The organism is Rhodococcus sp. NPDC058505, from assembly GCF_042720095.1.
GTDB lineage: Bacteria > Actinomycetota > Actinomycetes > Mycobacteriales > Mycobacteriaceae > Rhodococcus_G.
The window spans coordinates 1-16692 of record NZ_JBHXNB010000033.1 but is presented as its reverse complement, the minus strand read 5'-3'; the positions used below and the strand labels follow the sequence as shown (position 1 = coordinate 16692).

14 protein-coding genes are annotated in these 16692 nt (G+C 70.7%); 3 read left to right on the top strand and 11 right to left on the bottom strand.

Translation table 11 applies throughout. The features are described from left to right. The first annotated feature begins 117 nt into the window (after positions 1-117). Entirely contained in the window at positions 118-564 is a 447-nt protein-coding gene (locus tag ACFWPA_RS18120) for a hypothetical protein (RefSeq protein ID WP_378571309.1), read from the top strand. A gap of 24 nt (positions 565-588) precedes the next feature. Here the strand turns inward: ACFWPA_RS18120 and prfA are convergent, their stop codons facing one another. From prfA to ACFWPA_RS18075, 9 genes are all read right to left on the bottom strand, one after another. Then, a complete protein-coding gene (prfA, locus tag ACFWPA_RS18115) occupies positions 589-1668 on the bottom strand; it encodes a peptide chain release factor 1 (RefSeq protein ID WP_378506007.1) in 1080 nt (359 codons plus the stop codon). Between the two features lie 102 nt (positions 1669-1770). Further along, a complete protein-coding gene (gene rpmE, locus ACFWPA_RS18110; protein WP_378506006.1) occupies positions 1771-2004 on the bottom strand; it encodes a 50S ribosomal protein L31 in 234 nt (77 codons plus the stop codon). A gap of 235 nt (positions 2005-2239) precedes the next feature. Continuing rightward, on the bottom strand, positions 2240-2770 hold the full coding sequence (gene pyrE / locus ACFWPA_RS18105) for an orotate phosphoribosyltransferase (RefSeq protein WP_378508929.1): 531 nt from the start codon (positions 2768-2770) through the stop codon (positions 2240-2242). Positions 2771-2842: 72 nt separating this feature from the next. Beyond that, complete coding sequence (locus ACFWPA_RS18100; protein ID WP_378571307.1) at positions 2843-3403, bottom strand: LemA family protein; 561 nt, start codon at positions 3401-3403, stop codon at positions 2843-2845. 90 nt (positions 3404-3493) lie between these two features. Continuing rightward, positions 3494-4186 carry a hypothetical protein gene (locus ACFWPA_RS18095; protein ID WP_378508931.1) on the bottom strand — a complete coding sequence of 231 codons (693 nt, stop codon included), beginning with the start codon at positions 4184-4186 and terminating at the stop codon, positions 3494-3496. 58 nt (positions 4187-4244) lie between these two features. Continuing rightward, positions 4245-5282, bottom strand: a complete 1038-nt coding sequence (locus ACFWPA_RS18090) for a DUF5666 domain-containing protein (RefSeq protein WP_378508932.1) — start codon at positions 5280-5282, stop codon at positions 4245-4247. Positions 5283-5373: 91 nt separating this feature from the next. Continuing rightward, entirely contained in the window at positions 5374-6114 is a 741-nt protein-coding gene (locus tag ACFWPA_RS18085; RefSeq protein WP_378508933.1) for a FadR/GntR family transcriptional regulator, read from the bottom strand. A gap of 421 nt (positions 6115-6535) precedes the next feature. After that, on the bottom strand, positions 6536-9088 hold the full coding sequence (clpB, locus tag ACFWPA_RS18080) for an ATP-dependent chaperone ClpB (protein ID WP_378508934.1): 2553 nt from the start codon (positions 9086-9088) through the stop codon (positions 6536-6538). A gap of 161 nt (positions 9089-9249) precedes the next feature. After that, positions 9250-11097 carry a hypothetical protein gene (locus ACFWPA_RS18075; protein WP_378508935.1) on the bottom strand — a complete coding sequence of 616 codons (1848 nt, stop codon included), beginning with the start codon at positions 11095-11097 and terminating at the stop codon, positions 9250-9252. Positions 11098-11269: 172 nt separating this feature from the next. Here ACFWPA_RS18075 and ACFWPA_RS18070 point away from each other — a divergent pair, with 172 nt between their 5' ends. Continuing rightward, a complete protein-coding gene (locus tag ACFWPA_RS18070) occupies positions 11270-12571 on the top strand; it encodes an MFS transporter (RefSeq protein ID WP_378508936.1) in 1302 nt (433 codons plus the stop codon). Positions 12572-12617: 46 nt separating this feature from the next. Here ACFWPA_RS18070 and ACFWPA_RS18065 read toward each other — a convergent pair whose 3' ends face one another. Further along, positions 12618-14186, bottom strand: a complete 1569-nt coding sequence (locus tag ACFWPA_RS18065; RefSeq protein ID WP_378508937.1) for an AMP-binding protein — start codon at positions 14184-14186, stop codon at positions 12618-12620. Between the two features lie 156 nt (positions 14187-14342). On the opposite strand from ACFWPA_RS18065, the gene ACFWPA_RS18060 reads away from it, so the two are divergent. Next, positions 14343-15101 (top strand): FAD-binding oxidoreductase, encoded by a 759-nt coding sequence (locus ACFWPA_RS18060; RefSeq protein ID WP_378508938.1) that lies wholly within the window; start codon positions 14343-14345, stop codon positions 15099-15101. Positions 15102-15244: 143 nt separating this feature from the next. Here the strand turns inward: ACFWPA_RS18060 and ACFWPA_RS18055 are convergent, their stop codons facing one another. Then, the gene (locus ACFWPA_RS18055; protein ID WP_378508939.1) at positions 15245-16408 is read right to left on the bottom strand and encodes an FAD-binding oxidoreductase; all 1164 of its coding nucleotides are present in this window, start codon (positions 16406-16408) and stop codon (positions 15245-15247) included. Positions 16409-16692: the final 284 nt, after the last annotated feature.

Sequence of the window (16692 nt, the reverse complement as noted above, 5' to 3'; positions counted from 1 at the left end):
GTTCAGCCTGCCATGACCATCACGAAGCGGGCACGGAACGGTCACGCACGCTCCCCCGGACCCGGAATGTCCGGATACGTTCGGAGGGTCGGGACAAGGCAACCGGAAGGAATCCTCATGCTGCACTCACGGTTCACGGTCCGCGCGGCGGCGGTGGCGGCACTCGGCGGGGCGGTCGTGGTCGGCGCACCCGCACTCGCGATCACGGCACCGATCGACGTCCAGCCGACGCCGCTCGGCTGCCAGGGCGGCGTCGCAACGGTCCAGTCGCTCACCCACACGGACAACGACGGGATCGAACCCGACGACCTGCTGTTCGTCGTGAACGAGCAGGGCAGGTCGGGGCCCGACGTCAACTGGATCAACATCACCACCGGCGAGACCGGCGCGGACCGGATGACGCCGACCGAGGAGATCCTCAACGCACCGGCGGTGCTCGTCGAACCGGAGGGCGGCGTCGTGCTGTCCGCGGTGTGGGGGCCCTACGAGAACGCCACGGGCGAGAACTGCTTCCTGCTGCCGGGGATCGACGTCACCGAACTGGCCGGGGAACCCGACGACTGACCGGAGGCAGGCCCGGCCCGTCGCTCACTCCGCGGCGAGCCGGGCCTCTCGGTCGGCCTTCCCGAGCGCATCGAGCAGTGCGTCCATATCCCCGTCCAGCACGGCGTCGAGGTTGTGCGCCTTGAAGCCGATGCGGTGGTCGGTGATCCGGTTCTCCGGAAAGTTGTAGGTGCGGATCCGCTCGGACCGGTCGACGGTGCGGACCTGGCTGGCGCGGCCCGCGGACGCCTCGGCCTCCGCCGCCTCTTCCGCTGCGGCCTGCAGGCGCGCGGCGAGCACCTGCATGGCGCGGGCCTTGTTCTGCAACTGGGACCGCTCGTTCTGGCAGGTCACGACGATGCCGGTCGGCAGGTGCGTGATCCGGACCGCGGAGTCGGTGGTGTTGACACCCTGCCCGCCCTTGCCCGACGACCGGTAGACGTCGATGCGCAGATCGCCCTCGTCGATCTGCACCTCCTCGACCTCGTCGGGTTCCGGGTAGATCAGCACCCCCGCCGCGGAGGTGTGCACCCGGCCCTGCGACTCGGTCACCGGGACCCGCTGCACCCGGTGCACGCCGCCCTCGAACTTGAACCGGGCCCACACGCCGTCCCTCGCGTCGCCCTTGGTCTTGATCGACAGGGTCGCGTCCTTGTAGCCGCCGAGGTCGGAGATGGTGGCGTCGAGCACCTCGACGCGCCAACCGTGCCGCTCGGCGTAGCGGATGTACATGCGGGCGAGGTCGGACGCGAACAGCGCGGACTCCTCGCCGCCCTCCCCCGACTTCAGTTCGAGGACCACGTCGTCGGCGTCGTGCGGGTCGCGCGGTGCGAGCAGGTCGGTCAGCGCGACATCCAGCTCGGCGACGAGGGCCTCCAGCGCGGGCACCTCGGCCGCGAACGCGGAGTCGTCGGCGGCCAGCTCGCGGGCGGCCTCGAGATCCTCGCGGGCGGCGACCAGTTTGGTGTGCGTCGCCATGATCGGCGCGAGTTCGGCGAACCGCTTCCCCACCCGGCGCGCTGCGGCCGGATCGTTGTGCAGCGACGGGTCGGCCAGCTGCAGTTCGAGGCCGGCGTGTTCGGCAAGGATGTCGTCGATGGCCGACGGCTGGGTGGTGCCCGCCATGGTGCGCTCCAGATTCGAGAGGTGATGCGGTCGAGGGGTACGGGAGGCAAAAACGCCGACGCCCGGCCTGCAAGGTGCACAGGACGGGCGTCGGCGGTGTCGCTAGCTGTCGGCAGCGGCCTTCTTCGGGGCGCGCTTGCCGTAGCGGGCCTCGAAGCGGGCGACGCGGCCGCCGGTGTCGAGGATCTTCTGCTTGCCGGTGTAGAACGGGTGGCACTGCGAGCAGACCTCGACGACGATGCGTCCGGACTCCTTGGTGCTGTGGGTCTCGAACGTGTTCCCGCAGCCGCAGACGACGGTGGTCGCCACGTACTCGGGGTGAATTCCTGCCTTCATGGTGTCCCTTTCGATGGTCGCCGGGTCGACTCCGAGACTCGAAGCCGTGAACCGGAACCGGACATGGTTTTCGTAGCACGCGGCAGATGCCGATGCGCGATCGGTCATTCTGCCAGAGGCCGCTGACGTTCTCCTAAACGGCCAGGCAGCCGAATCTGTTCCCGGCGCTGCGCTCCGCACCGTGCGTGATTTTTACCCCAGTCGGGGTAAAAATCACGCACGGCAGCGGAGCTGCTTAGAGGCCCAGGTCCGCGAGCCCGAGCAGCGACCGGTACTCGACGCCCTCGGCGGCGATGACCTCGTCGGCACCGGTGGCCCGGTCCACGACCGTTGCGACGCCGACCACGATGGCGCCCGCCTCACGCAGTGCCCGGACCGCGGTGAGCGGCGAGTTGCCGGTGGTGGTGGTGTCCTCGACGACGAGCACCCGCTTGCCGGTGACGTCGGGGCCCTCGATCTGCCGCTGCATGCCGTGCGCCTTCGCGGCCTTGCGCACCACGAACGCGTCGATCGGCCGCCCCGGCGCGTGCATGACGGCCAGCGCAACCGGGTCCGCGCCCATCGTCAGGCCACCGACCGCGTCGAAGTCCCAGTCCGCGACCAGCTCCCGCAGCAGGGCCCCGATCAGCGGGCCTGCCCGGTGGTGCAGGGTCGCGCGGCGCAGGTCCACGTAGTAGTCGGCTTCCTTGCCGGATGACAGGGTGACCTTCCCGTGCACCACAGCCAGCTCCCGCACGAGCCCGGCGAGCTCAGCCTTCTCCGTCATCGACCGCTCCTTCTTCCGTGCCTTGTCGGCCTTGAAGCCTAGTCGCTGCGGTGCCCGCCCCGAACCACCGGCTCAGCCGCCCGCGACCTCGTCGTTCACCGCCCGGTCCGCCGGTAGCTCGATCGGCAGCGCCTCGAACCGCGACACCGCACGCACCCCGAGGGCTCGGGCGACCGGCCCGGTGCCGGTCCCCCGCAGCAGGGTGTCGGTTGCGGCGGCCTGGTCGTTGTAGACGCGAGCGGCGCCCGCGAGTCGCTGCTCGGTGACCTGCAGTTCGAGGATCGGGCGCTGGATGGTCCAGTCGTTCCTGAGCTGCGGATCGGCGGCGGCGCCGGCCGTCACCCGGTGCAGTGCGGCGGTGATCGCGTCCTCCGCCGCCGCCTGGTCGGCGAGGGGCGCGGCGTCCGCGCGCAGGCCGAGGGCGAGCGCCCGGGCGCCGGCGAGGGGGGTGACCGCGTCCGGGTCCAGGCCCGCGGCCCTGGCGACGGTGACGAGGTGATCGGTCTGTTCGTAGCGGCGGCCGAGTTCGACCTCGAGAAGGTGCCTGCTGCCGGTCAGGTTCGCGCCGGTCCGCCGCGCCCGACGCGCGACGATCCCCACCCAACAGCCGAGAACAATGACACCAATAGCCACAACCGCCACAGAAATCACAACAGTCACAACAACGAAATCTACTCACATGGGACATTTGCCGCCACATCGCGGCGGCGGGGCGGCGGCCCGTCAGTCGTCGGCGCGCAGGTTCAACGGATGCGGCAGCGGACGCCCCGGATCGTGCGCGGCGTCCGCGGGGATGCCCGCAGGTTCGGACACCGGCGGCAGGACGTGCAGGATCCCGGACAGCCGGGAGACGGCCTCGATCGCGGCGTCCCAGTCCCGCCCGCTGCTCGTGATCGGCAGCGAGCCGAGGGTCCAGTCCCCCTCGCTCCACAGCATCTGCACCTGCGGCGGCACCGTCTCCGCGAACGTCACCATCCGCTGGTCGCACACCCGTCGGGCGATCTCGAGGTCCGTCGCGAACACCACGCGCGGGCCGATCGCACCGAGCAGGTTGAGGTCGGTGTCCTTCGGCGGCGGCGTCGACTTCAGCCGCAGGTCGATGTCGACGTCGGAGCCGACGGACCGCTGCACCGCGACGATGGTCACCGCCTCCGGCAGGTCGAACAGCACGAAGTTCTCACCGCGCCGGGTGCCGTGCACGACGTCGACCGCACCGAGGTATTCCTGACGCGCCAGCGCGGCCCGATGCCAGTTCGACGGCAGCTGATCGTCGGACTCGTTGTAGATGTAGCCCTGCGCCTTCGCCCAGATCTGCCGGACGCGCCCGAACTGCTCGCGCCTGCTGCGGTCGACGTACAACAACACGATCGCGCCTGCGAGCGCGATCGCCGAGAGTCCGAACCAGATGAGCGTCATCGTTCGTCACCTTATCCAGCCCGCGCGCTGCGCGCGGCACTCGGCTCGAAGTCGGTGGTCAGTTTCCACCGAAATCACCCAGATCCGGGATCGTGGTGCTGATGATGACGCGGGCGGTGACGGTGCCGTCCCCGGCTCGGTCCCCCTGGACGACGACGGTCTCGCCGACCCGCAGATCGGCGACCGTGCTCGCCCCGAGCGCGATCACCCGGGTCGACGCGTCGGTGTGGACGGTGACCTGCGATCCGCCGATACCGTCGAGGATCAGGGTTCCGCCGTCGTTGGAGCTCACGCTGCCGACGGCCGCGCCCGCCGCCCCGATCGCCTCCCCGACACCGCCGGGGATCTGCGACAGGTCCGGCGGCACGATCTCCGGTTCCGCCGTCGGCGACGGCGGCGTCGGGCGCGGCGTGACCGGCGGTCGGGTCGCGGTGGTCGACGGCGCCGCCGCGGTGGTGTCGTCGCCACCGCCGCCGGAACCGAGCAGCATCGCGCCGATGCCGACCACAGCGACGAGCAGCAGCCCGGCGACCGTGAAGGCCGCGATCAGCACACCCTTCCCCGGTCCCTTCTTCGGCTCCTCCGGGCCCGGCGCAGGAGGAATCGGCGGCGGCGCGCCCGGCGGCGACTGGTAGGCGTCGTAGGTGGGGTACGCCTGGGTCGCGTTCGGGGCGTGCCCCTGGGCGTCGTAGGTGGGATACGCCTGGGTGGGCTGCGGCTGCTGCGCCTGGTAGGCGTCGTAGGTCGGGTACGTCTGGGTGGGCTGCGGCTGCTGCGCCTGGTAGGCGTCGTACGTCGGGTACGCCTGGGTCGGCTGCGGAGCCTGGCCCGGATGCCCCTGCGACGGATACGCCTGGGTGGGATACGCCTGGGTGGGGTCGGCGACCGCGGGATACGCCTGGGTCGGGTAGGCCTGGGTCGGATGGTCGCCGTAGGCCTGCCGGGGGTCGGTGGTGTAGCGCGGACCGTCGAACTGTTCGGTCCGCTGGTCGGGCATCGACTCTGCGGCACGTTGCGCCCACTGCGCCGTCGGGTCGGACTCGACGGGCACGGCCTCGGTGCCGTCGGGGATGCGCTTGTCGTCCGCGTTGCTCATGATCGATCCTGCTCTTTCCGCCGGGTCGGGCCGACCCTCCAGAGTAGGCACCGATGCTGAAGACAGCCTGTGAGACGCGGACGGACCCCCGCTACTGCATCGCATCCCAGGTGATCGGTTTCGCCATCGCGGCCGGGAACTTCTTGCGCAGATAGCCGGTCAGTTCCAGGACGTGGGTGCGCATCGCATCCTCGGCCGCGACCGCGTCACCCGCGTCGATCGCGGCGAGGATCTCCGCGTGCGCCTGGTGGACCTTCGCCCGCCGATGCGCGGGGTACTCGACCCCGAGCGCGACGCCTTCGAAGATCCCGTCGACCGCGTCGATGAGGAACCCGAACAGGGCATTGCCCGACGCCCAGGCAATCACGTCGTGGAAGGTCTTGTTGGTCTCAAGGAAGACGTCGAGGTCCTTGAGGTTTTCCCCCATCTTGGCGACGGACTCGGCGAGCAGTGCGCGCTGCTCGTCGGAGCTGCGGTCGGCCGCAAGCCGGGCCATCAACGGTTCGAGACCGACCCGCGCCTCGACGATGGTGGAGAACGGCGCGCCCTCGAACTGCAGCACCAGCCCGAGGCTGTTCATCAGGTGGGAGGCGTCGGGCTTCTCGACGGTCGGCCCGCCGCCGGGACCGGGTTTGAGGGAGATGGCGCCCGAGAGTTCCAGATAGCGCAGCGCCTCCCGCAGAGTGCCGCGGCCGACCTGGTACTCGTCGAGCATCAACCGCTCGGACGGCAGCCGGTCACCGGGGCGTAGCCCGCGGCGGTCGATCTCCGCCACGATCCGCCGCGCGATGATCATCGCCGTCTTCTGCGGCCGGTCGGACCTGCTGCTCACCACCACGTGTTCGCCCCCCTGACGTCCTCGATCCGCTACCTACGCGGCGGTAAGGACTGTACCGTCGGACCCCCGGGCACGCGGCCAATGATGCGCAATGTGGCGTCCGCCTCACCGCCGCGGCGATCACAGCTCGGCGGGTTTGTCCCGACGGACACGAGTGAGATGTGTCTCACGCAAACCGGCCCGGATCCGTTGAATCACCCGAATGATGCCGATAGTTTCGAAGCGGCGCCGCACGGCGCCGCAGCGCGCCCGACCCACACAGGCCTCGCCCCTCACGAGCCCCGGGTCGGGTCGCCGAAGACGCAGGCGCACGGTCCGCGACCCCCCTCCCGGACCGTGCGCCTGTGCCGTATTTAATTGCGGTCGAATACCTTTCGTCCGCGGCGCCCGATCGGAGCCGAGCGCCGCGTCCGGGTCAGCCGAGCACGAGGGTGTCGCCGTCCTCGGCGGCGGTCACGGCGACGGTGTCGCCGTCGTGCACCTCGCCCGCGAGCAGCTTCTTGGCGAGCTGGTCGCCGATCGCCTGCTGGATCAGCCTGCGCAGCGGCCGCGCGCCATACAGCGGGTCGTAGCCACGCACCGCCAACCACATCCGCGCACCCGGCGTCACGTCCAGCGTCAGCCGCCGCGCCTGCAGCCGCTTCGCGAGCTGCCCGAGCTGGATGTCGACGATCGACTCCAACTGCTCCTCGGACAGCGGATCGAAGATCACGACGTCGTCGAGACGGTTGATGAACTCCGGCTTGAACTTGCTGCGCACCGCCGTCATCACCTGGTCCCGGTCACCGCCCGCGCCGAGGTTCGAGGTGAGGATCAGGATGGTGTTGCGGAAGTCGACAGTGCGTCCCTGCCCATCGGTCAACCGGCCGTCGTCGAGCACCTGCAGCAGGATGTCGAACACGTCCGGGTGCGCCTTCTCGACCTCGTCGAACAGCACCACCGTGTACGGCCGTCGCCGGACCGCCTCGGTCAGCTGACCGCCCGTCTCGTAGCCGACATAGCCGGGCGGGGCGCCGACCAACCGAGCCACCGAGTGCTTCTCGCTGTACTCCGACATGTCGATGCGGACCATCGCCCGCTCGTCGTCGAACAGGAAGTCCGCGAGGGCCTTCGCGAGTTCGGTCTTCCCCACCCCGGTGGGCCCGAGGAACAGGAACGAGCCGGTCGGCCGGTTCGGGTCGGCGACGCCGGCCCGCGCGCGCCGCACCGCGTCGGAGACGGCCTGCACGGCCTCGGCCTGCCCGACCACCCGCTTGCCGAGCTCGGCCTCCATCCGCAGCAGCTTCGCGGTCTCGCCCTCCATCATCCGGCCTGCCGGGATGCCGGTCCACGCGGACACGACGTCCGCGACATCGTCGGGGCCGACCTCCTCCTTGAGCATCACGTCGCCGTCGGAGGCGACACCGGATGCCTCGACCGCGGCGTCGAGCTTCTTCTCCAGCTCGGGGATCCGGCCGTAGCGCAGTTCCGCGGCCTTGCCGAGGTCGCCGTCGCGTTCGGCGCGATCCGACTCCCCACGCAGCACCTCCAGCTGCTCCTTGACCTCCCGGACCGAGTCGATGGCCTGCTTCTCGTTCTGCCAGCGCGCGTTGAGCTGACTGAGCTTCTCGCGGTCGTCCGCCAGTTCCTCGCGCAGCCGCGCGAGACGCTCCTGGGAGGCGGCGTCGGTCTCCTTGGTCAGCGCCATCTCCTCGATCTCGAGTTGGCGCACCTTCCGTTCCACCTCGTCGATCTCCACCGGCCGGGAGTCGATCTCCATCCGCAGCCGGGACGCGGCCTCGTCGACGAGGTCGATCGCCTTGTCCGGGAGGAACCGGGAGGTGATGTAGCGGTCCGACAGGGTCGCCGCCGCGACCAGTGCGGAGTCGGTGATGCGCACCCCGTGGTGCACCTCGTACCGCTCCTTGAGCCCGCGAAGGATCCCGACGGTGTCCTCGACTGACGGCTCACCGACCAGCACCTGCTGGAAGCGCCGCTCCAGCGCCGCGTCCTTCTCGATGTACTGGCGGTACTCGTCGAGGGTGGTGGCACCGACGAGGCGCAGTTCGCCGCGCGCGAGCATCGGCTTGATCATGTTTCCCGCGTCCATCGCCGACTCGCCGGTCGCGCCGGCGCCGACGATGGTGTGCAGCTCGTCGATGAACGTGATGACCTGTCCCGCACTGTTTTTGATGTCGTCGAGGACGGCCTTGAGTCGTTCCTCGAACTCGCCGCGGTACTTAGCACCGGCGACCATGGAGCCGAGGTCGAGGGAGATGACGGTCTTGCCGCGCAACGACTCCGGGACGTCGCCCGCGACGATGCGCTGCGCAAGCCCCTCGACGATCGCGGTCTTGCCGACACCCGGCTCACCGATCAGCACCGGGTTGTTCTTGGTGCGGCGGCTGAGAACCTGGACGACGCGGCGGATCTCGGTGTCGCGGCCGATGACCGGGTCGAGCTTGCCTGCGCGGGCGGCGGCGGTGAGGTCCGTCGAGTACTTCTCCAGCGCCTGGTAGCTGCCCTCGGGGTCGGGGCTGGTGACCCGGGCGCTGCCCCGGACGGCGGTGAACGCCTCCCGCAGCGCCTGCGGGGTGGCACCGTGCCCGACAAGAAGTTTCGCGATGTCGGAGTCGCCGGACGCGAGCCCGAACAGGACGTGTTCGGTCGAGACGTACTCGTCGTCCATTTCGGTGGCGAGGTGCTGGGCCGCGGTGATCGCCGCGATGGACTCCCGGCCGAGTTGCGGCTGGGTGGTGGCGCCGGTGGCGCGCGGCAGCCGGTCGACCAGGCTCTGCGCCTCCCGATGCACGATGGTCGGGTCGACGCCGACGGCCTTGAGCAGCGGTGCGGCGATGCCGTCGGTTTGGTCGAGTAGCGCGGCCAGCAGGTGCGCCGGACGGATGTCCGGGTTGCCCGCGGCGGAGGCCGACTGCAGAGCGGCGGTCAGTGCCGCCTGAGTCTTGGTGGTCGGAGAGAACGAATCCACTGAGTCACCCCTTCGGAAGACGTCGGTCGTCGCCTGCAAGCCTAGGCGGCATGCGGCGCTGTCACAGAGACCAACGCACGAAGGGTTGAGTCTGTTCCGCTCAACTCTGATGGCCTCGTCGCCGGTGCGCGACCGCTACGGGGCGTCGACCCCGGTCGTGCTCACCGGACCTCCTGCGTCCCCGGCAACACGACACCGACCGGACCGGAACCAACGCACAGTTCAAGGCCCGGGGTCAGCGGCCGCACCGACAGCGTCGACCCGGTCCCGTACAGCCGAACGAACACCGTGTTCAGCCCGGCCCGCACCGGCACCGACACCGGCTCCCCCGCCCCCAGCCCGACCGCGACGGCGCCGCCCGCCGTCGCGTGATAGTTCAGCTGCGCGGTCCACTGCCAGATCATCAGCGGCCCACCCAATCCCACGGTGCCGCCCGCCGCTCCGATCCGGGTGCCGCAGCCCGGGTCGGGTCCCGGCTCGGTCCACCGCACCGGCTGCACGGTCGCCTGGACGAGCCTGCCGGATTCGTCAAGGGCCCGCAGTTCCGGGGTGGTCTCGGCGAAGTCCGGACGCTCCGGCAGCGGCGCGAAGACGTGCGCGGCACCGTTCCACGGCGCCGCGACCGGCAGCAGTGCCATCAGTGACACCGGCTGGTCGAGCAGTGGCACGTCCCGGTGCGCGGACAGCGAGGCGCGCGCGGTCTCCAGATACTCGGCGCCGGGATTGTCGTTCCAGCTGCGGGCAAAGGTGACCGTCGACCAGACGCTCGACGCGACCAGTCCCGCGACCACCGCCGTCGCCACCGCCGGGGTCGCCGCGCGCCGGACGATCGCTCCGCACCGTCCCGGATCCGGCCGCCACGGCGCGCGCACGATCAACGCCAGGCCCAGTGCGAGGACGACGGCGCTGTCGCTGGTGTACCGCAGCGTCTGGGCGAGTTCGTAGGTGGTGTCGGGTCCGGAGCGGGCCACCATCATCGCGGCCTCGGACGCCGCCACGTAGCCGACCATCGCCGCGATCACCCAGCCGGTGCGTTGCTTGACCCGGAGGACGACGAACAGCCCCGCGACGACCACCACCCAGCCCGCGACGACCAGCCCGGCCGGGGGCGCGGCCCACGGCGGCCCCGGCGGCCAGCGTTCCCACCGCCACGGCCCGCCGAGCAGCGTGGGGAGCACCCCCAACGACGTTCCGTGGTGGGCGAATCGGAGCGCGTCGGCTGGCGCGGGAATCCGCAGACCGGTGTCCGCGACGGCGAGGTAGACGGTCGACCACACCGCGACGACGCCTGCCGCGGCGAGCCACAGCCCGCGACCGGTCCGCCACGCGGTCCGCAGCGGCGCGGCTGCGCCGTCCCCCCGCGCCGCCAACGCGACAACGGCGAACGCGACGAACGGCACCAGCACCGACTTCTCGAAGAACATCAACCCGACGGCGGTCACCACCGCCCCGGTGACGACGTAGCGGCGACGGCCGGTCCTGGCCAGCAGCAGCGCATCGCCGGCGACCCACGCCAGCGCCGCCTGCAGCGGCAGCGAGTTCAACCCGGCCGCCCACCACGCGAAGGACGGCACCGTGAGCGGGGTGAACAGGTACATCGCCAGCACCGCGAGCAGCGCGGGCCGGGGGCCGAGCAGCAGCCACAGCACCCGCAGCACGGCCAGCGCCGCCACCAGCTGCAGCACGATCAGCGTCACGGCGGCCGCCCACCACTGCAGCGGCGCGACCGTCGTCGTCAGGCCAGCAACCAGGAACGCGGCGGGCATCACGTGACCGTCGTGGTTGTAGAGCAGGAACTCCGGCGACAGCAGCGGCAGCGCCGCGGACCGACCGGTCAGGATCAGGTCGTCCCAGTACAGGTTGCCTCCGAGCGCGAGGGCACCCCGAACACCGGCCTGCGCGAGCACCAGCAGCAGCGCGAGCAGCAGGATCGGATGTGGTCGTACGGCCCAACCGCGGGGTGCGCCGGGCGCATCCCCGCGCTTCGGTTCCGCGTACCGGACGGACATCGCTCCGAGCCTAGTCAGCCGCGCGGGTTTGACCACCGGGCCCGCCGCTTCGTACGGTGGCGGCCACACAGTTATGTCGGGGCGCCCGTGCGTCCTAGTCATTGGGTTCGAGCATCGGCGGTGTCGGCGGGACGACGATGCACCGCTTCGGCGTGCCTCGACTAGGAAAACTGTGTCCACGAACCCCGTGCCCTCCGCACCCACCGTCCCGTCGGAACGACCCCCGGCCTCGGATCCCGGCTCGACCGCTGCCCCGTTCCGCACGTTGCGACGCCAGGCGGGCCCCGCCTTCCTTCCGATCGGTGTGCTGGCCCGGCTTCCGTTCGCGATGCTCACCCTCGGGATCAGCAGCTACGTCGCCCTCGTGCGGGACTCGTACGCCGCGGGCGGGCTTGCTGCGGGCAGCTACGCGCTCGGCGCCGCCGTCGGTGCGGCGCTCGCAGGCGCCTGCGCGGACCGCTACGGCCAGCGTCGAGTCATTCCGCCGCTGGTGCTGGCGAATTCGGTGCTCATCGCGCTCGTCCTGTTCGCCGCGACTGGCAGTCTGCCGCTGCTGATCCTGGTGTCCGCGATGTGCGGCCTCACCGTCCCGCCGATCGGTCCGTTCGCCCGGGTCCGGTGGACGGTGCTCGCCGACCGGGCGCTTCCGGCGGCCGAACGGGAGCGGGCCCGCGGCGCCGCGTTCGGGTACGAGACCCTCGCCGACGAGCTGACCTTCGTCTTCGGGCCTGCCGTCGTCGGGATCCTCGCGCGGGTCGGCGCGGAGGCACCGCTCGTCGCCTGTGTGCTGGCGACCCTGATCTTCGGGCTGTTGTTCGCCCGCCACCGCACCGCCGCGGCCGTGCCGGCGCCGCAGGCGGGGCCCGCCGCCGGTGTCGCCCCCCTGCGGTCCTTCCTGCGCGCGGACCGGGCGACGCTGGTGCTGACGATGCTCACGGTCGGCGCGCTGCTCGGCGCGCTGATGACCGGTGTCGTCGCGTTCGCGGGCGAGCACGGCGCGCTGTCCAACGCCGGGCTGATCTACGCGGGCTTCGGTGTCGGCTCGGGCGCCGCGTCGGTCGCGATCGGCAGGCTGCGGGCATCGGTCGGGCCGTTCCGACGGTTGACGGTGGCCGCGGTGTGGTCGGTGGCGGTGTGCGCGGTGCTCCCCGTCGTCCCCGACGGCTGGCTGCTCGCGGTCGCGCTGACGGCGTTGGGTCTCGGGATCGGGCCGATCATCGTGACCGTGTACGGGGTGGCGGCCGGGCACACCCCGACGGGCAGGCAGACGCTGCACATGGCGGTGCTCTCCGGCGCGTTGATCGCGGGCAACTCCATCGGCGCCCCGCTCGCGGGGGTGCTCGCCGAATCCGGTGGCGCGGCAACAGCGCTGCGGGGCGTGCTGGCGGTGTCGGCGGTGCTGCTCGCCCTGACGGTGCTCGCACGGGCGGCCGCCGCGGGTGGGCGGGCGGACGCCCCGGCGGCGCACCGATAGCGGGTCGCGCGTGGGCTCCGTGCCGGGGCCCACGCGCGAGCGGGTGCTACACGGCGCGCGCCGCGCCCTCCCAGTAGCGGGCCCGCAGGGCCTTCTTGTCCAGCTTGCCGATCGGCGTCAGCGGGAGCGAGTCGACGAAGTCGACGGTCTTCGGGGCGTGCACGGCGCCCTTCGCGTCCTTCACGATCGTGTACAGCTCGTCGGCGGTGACGGCCCCACCGTCACGGAGGACGACGCACGCCTTGACGGCCTCACCCCACTTCTCGTCCGGCACACCGACGACCGCGACCGACGCCACCGCGGGATGCGCGGAAATGACGTCCTCGACCTCCCGCGGGAACACGTTGAACCCGCCGGTGACGATCATGTCCTTCTTGCGGTCGACGATGAACATGAACCCGTCCTCGTCGAGGCGGGCGATGTCGCCGGTGTGCAGCCAGCCGCCACGCAGCGCCTCCTCGGTCTCGGCAGGCTTGTTCCAGTACTCCTTCATCACCAGCGGGCCGCGGACGCAGATCTCGCCGAGTTCGCCGCGCGGCACCTCGTTGAGCTCGTCGTCGAGCAGCTTGACGTTCAGCCACGGCACCGGGCGGCCGCAGGACGCGAGCCGCTCGGGATCGTCCGCGAGGTGCTCCTCCTTGCGGAGGACGGAGATCGTCATGCCGCACTCGGACTGCCCGAAGTACTGGAAAAAGATCGGGCCGAGCTTCGCGATGCCCTCCTGCAGGCGGGCCGGGGACATCGCGGCCGCACCGTAGAACAGCGTCTCCAGGCTGGAGACGTCGCGGGTCTGCAGGTCGGGGTGGTCGAGCAGCATGTAGATCATCGTCGGCACCAGCATCGTCGAGGTGATCCGGTACTTCTCGATCGCCTCGAGCACCGCGCCCGGCTCGAAGGCGGGCAGCACGACGAGGGAGCCGCCGCGCATCAGCGTCGGCACGAAGAAGGCCATGCCCGCGTGCGAGAGCGGGGTGCAGGCGAGGAAGCGCATCTCGTCGGGGAACTGCCACTCCGCCATCTGGATCTGCGGCAGCGTGACCCCGGACGCGAAGGTGTTGACGACGCCCTTCGGCTTGCCGGTGGTGCCGCCGGTGTAGACCATGCTCGACGGGTCGTCGCCGTCGACGTCGGCGGCGACGAGTCGCGCGGGCGCGAATCCGGATGCGAGGGCGAGGATGTCGATGCCGACCTCGGACGGGCCGAGCGCGAAGAGGTTCTTGAGGGTCGGGACGGCGGCCTTGAGTTCGGCGGCCCGCCCCTCGAACGCGGTGGGATCGAAGATCAGCGTCTCGATCTCGGCGTCACCGAGGATGTACGCGTGGTCGTCGACCGACCCCATCGGGGCGAGCGCGGTGTTGCGGCAGCCGAGGACCATCTGCGATCCGACGCTGATCAGCACCTCGGGCCGGTTCTTCGACAGCATCGCGACCGTCGACCCCTTACCGATGCCCTGCGACGCGAGGGCCTGGCTGAAACTGCTGATCTGGTCGCGCATCTGGCCGCCGGTGAGCACCACGTCACCGAGGTACAGCGCGGGCCGGTCCGCGTTGCGTTCGAGCGCGGTGATCAGCAGGTCCGCCAGGAACTGCGGTCGGTGCAGGACGTCGGTGGTCATGGGAACTCCGCTCGTGATGGGCGCCGGGCGCGCGTGGTGTGACTCACACAGTAGATTCGAAACTGACACATGTTCTAGTGGTTGCGCAAGCGTCGGGTGCGCTTTCCCGGCATCGGACGCTCGGTATGTGCACCGGCACGGCGCGCGCCGAATACGATGTGCGGCGTGAACGATCAACCGGTGGAACTGTGGACCGCGACCGTGGTGCAGCACCACCGATTACGGGAAGACCTTGCCGTCATCCGCCTCGAGAGCGAGTTCGTCCCGTTCACCGCGGGGCAGTCGCTCGGGGTGATCGTGCCGCAGAACCCGGGTCTCGGGCGCCGCTACTCCCCCGCCCTGCCACCGTCCCTGGACGGCAAGCTCGAGTTCCATGTCCGCGCCGTGCCCGCGGGCTGGCTCAGCCGGGCGATCGTCGCCGAGACCGTCGTCGGGGACCAGTGGGAGGTCGGCGCCGCCAGCGGCCGATTGTCGGTGGATCCCGATGCCCGCGAGGTCATCATGGTCGCGGGCGGCACCGGCCTGGCGCCGCTGCGCGCGATGATCCTCGACCTGGCGCGTCGCGCGGAGCCGCCGCGGGTGTTCCTGTTCATCGGCGGCAGGCACCCCCGCGACCTGTACGCATCCGACATGCTGTGGCTGCTCGACGAGCAGCTCGACTGGCTGACCGTGATCCCGGTGGTCGAGGACGTCGTCGACCCGGCGTGGCCGGACGAGTGGCACGAGCGGGTGCGCGGCGCCGCCGGATACGGCGAAGACCATTGGATTCAGGGCACCCTCGCTGACGTCGTCAGCTCCTACGGCGCCTACGTCGACCATCAGGTGCTCGTCGTCGGCTCCCCCGGCATGGTGCGGGCCACCGTCCGCGCCCTCGTCGACACCGGCACCCCCGCTGGCGCGATCCAGGTCGGCTGACAAAGTCCCCCTGCCCCTGCCCCTGCCCCTGCCCCGAGTGAACGGAAGCGTTCAGTCGACCTGATCGAATGAACGTGCCGTTCGCTCGGGGTACCGCGACCACCAGTCGTGGCCGACGCGGGCACGGGACCGGTGCGACTGCGTCAGGTCAGCGGGTCGTGCCGGATGTTCTCCATCGGCGTGCCCTTGGCCTGCAGGCGGTACTTGACGGTCTGCACGGTCGACGGGGAACCGACAATCTGGATGTCGCGGTCCTCCCAGGCGCCGAACTCGGCCACCACCTCACCGAGCTTCCCGGTCAGCCGGGCCTGCATTCCCGGCGGGGTGACCGGCTCGGGATCGGTGTGCCACCACGGGTTCACATCCTCCGCAGACACCGGGATCACCGTCAGCCACGGGTTGGTGCGCGCGAGCTGCCACAGGATGTCGAGGTCGTACAGGTCGCACGGATAGGTGCCGCCTGCGAACAGGTGCACGCGCGGGTTCCGTCCCCGCATCGCCATCTCCATCACCTGCGCGCGCAGCGGCGCGATCCCGGTGCCGGAACCGATCATCAGCATGTCGCGGCCGCGGCTGCGGTCCACCCCGAGACCACCGAGCGGCGCGCTCAGCTGCCAGACGTCGCCGGGCCGGGTCTCCCGGACCATCGACGCGCTGACCCAGCCGCCAGCGACACGACGGACGTGGAACTCGATCTGGCCTGCCTCGTTCGCCGGGATCGCGGGCGAAAGGTACCGCCACATCCGCGGCCTGCCCGGCACACTGACGCCGACATACTGCCCCGCGCCGTAGTGCATGGGCTGGTTGAGCTGCAGCCGGATCACCGCGACGTCCTGCAGGACCTGCTTGTGTTCGACGACGGTGCCCGTCCAGGTGGCGGGCTCGCCGCCCTCGTTGAGCGCCTCGATCATCGTCGCGGCGATCAACGCGATCGCCTCCCGCCACGCGTCCTCGACCTCGTCGGTCCACAGTTCGGTGCCCGCGAACCGCTCGAGCGTCGACAGCAGCGTGCCGCCGACCGCATAGAAGTGTTCTTCGGCGATGCCGTATCGACGGTGGTCGCGGCCCAATTGGGTGAGGAACCCGCGAACCAGGTCCGGTTCGTCGAGCTTGTCGACGACATACCCGATTGCCTCGAGTAGGCGGTCGGCCTGCATTTCCATCACGGCCGGGAAGATGTCCCGCATCTGCGGGTAGCGGGCAAACAGAATCGAATAGAACGTACGCGTGACCTGGACGCCACCGTCCTCGGCAGCCGCAAGGGCCTTGAACGTCGTCCGGACATGTGAGATCGCCGTTGAATCCACCGCAGGTTCCCCGTTCCGCACACGCACGGACCCGCCACTGTCCCCGGCGGGCCCGTGATGCCCGCGACGGACGCCGCGGGCGTTTCGGAGAGTTTAGGCGACGCGCGGTGCTGGTGTGAAGAAGAGTGGCCGGTGGGAAGATGTGACGCTCGTCCCGTTTCCGGCCACCCGCCAGCGCTCCGCCCCCGACTGACCTCGCCCCGGCTGACCCCGCCCCCGGCTGACCCCGCCCCCGGCTGACCGAATGTGGGGTTGGGTGGGGTGTACAGGCCGGAAACCCCCAT

Bases quoted from the DNA above. Each gene is read 5' to 3' on its own strand.
- ACFWPA_RS18120 (WP_378571309.1), top strand. From the start codon at position 118: ATGCTGCACTCACGGTTCACGGTCCGCGCGGCGGCGGTGGCGGCACTC.
- prfA (WP_378506007.1), bottom strand. From the start codon at position 1,668: ATGGCGGGCACCACCCAGCCGTCGGCCATCGACGACATCCTTGCCGAA.
- rpmE (WP_378506006.1), bottom strand. From the start codon at position 2,004: ATGAAGGCAGGAATTCACCCCGAGTACGTGGCGACCACCGTCGTCTGC.
- pyrE (WP_378508929.1), bottom strand. From the start codon at position 2,770: ATGACGGAGAAGGCTGAGCTCGCCGGGCTCGTGCGGGAGCTGGCTGTG.
- ACFWPA_RS18095 (WP_378508931.1), bottom strand. From the start codon at position 4,186: ATGACGCTCATCTGGTTCGGACTCTCGGCGATCGCGCTCGCAGGCGCG.
- ACFWPA_RS18090 (WP_378508932.1), bottom strand. From the start codon at position 5,282: ATGAGCAACGCGGACGACAAGCGCATCCCCGACGGCACCGAGGCCGTG.
- ACFWPA_RS18075 (WP_378508935.1), bottom strand. From the start codon at position 11,097: ATGTCCGTCCGGTACGCGGAACCGAAGCGCGGGGATGCGCCCGGCGCA.
- ACFWPA_RS18065 (WP_378508937.1), bottom strand. From the start codon at position 14,186: ATGACCACCGACGTCCTGCACCGACCGCAGTTCCTGGCGGACCTGCTG.
- ACFWPA_RS18060 (WP_378508938.1), top strand. From the start codon at position 14,343: ATGTGCGGCGTGAACGATCAACCGGTGGAACTGTGGACCGCGACCGTG.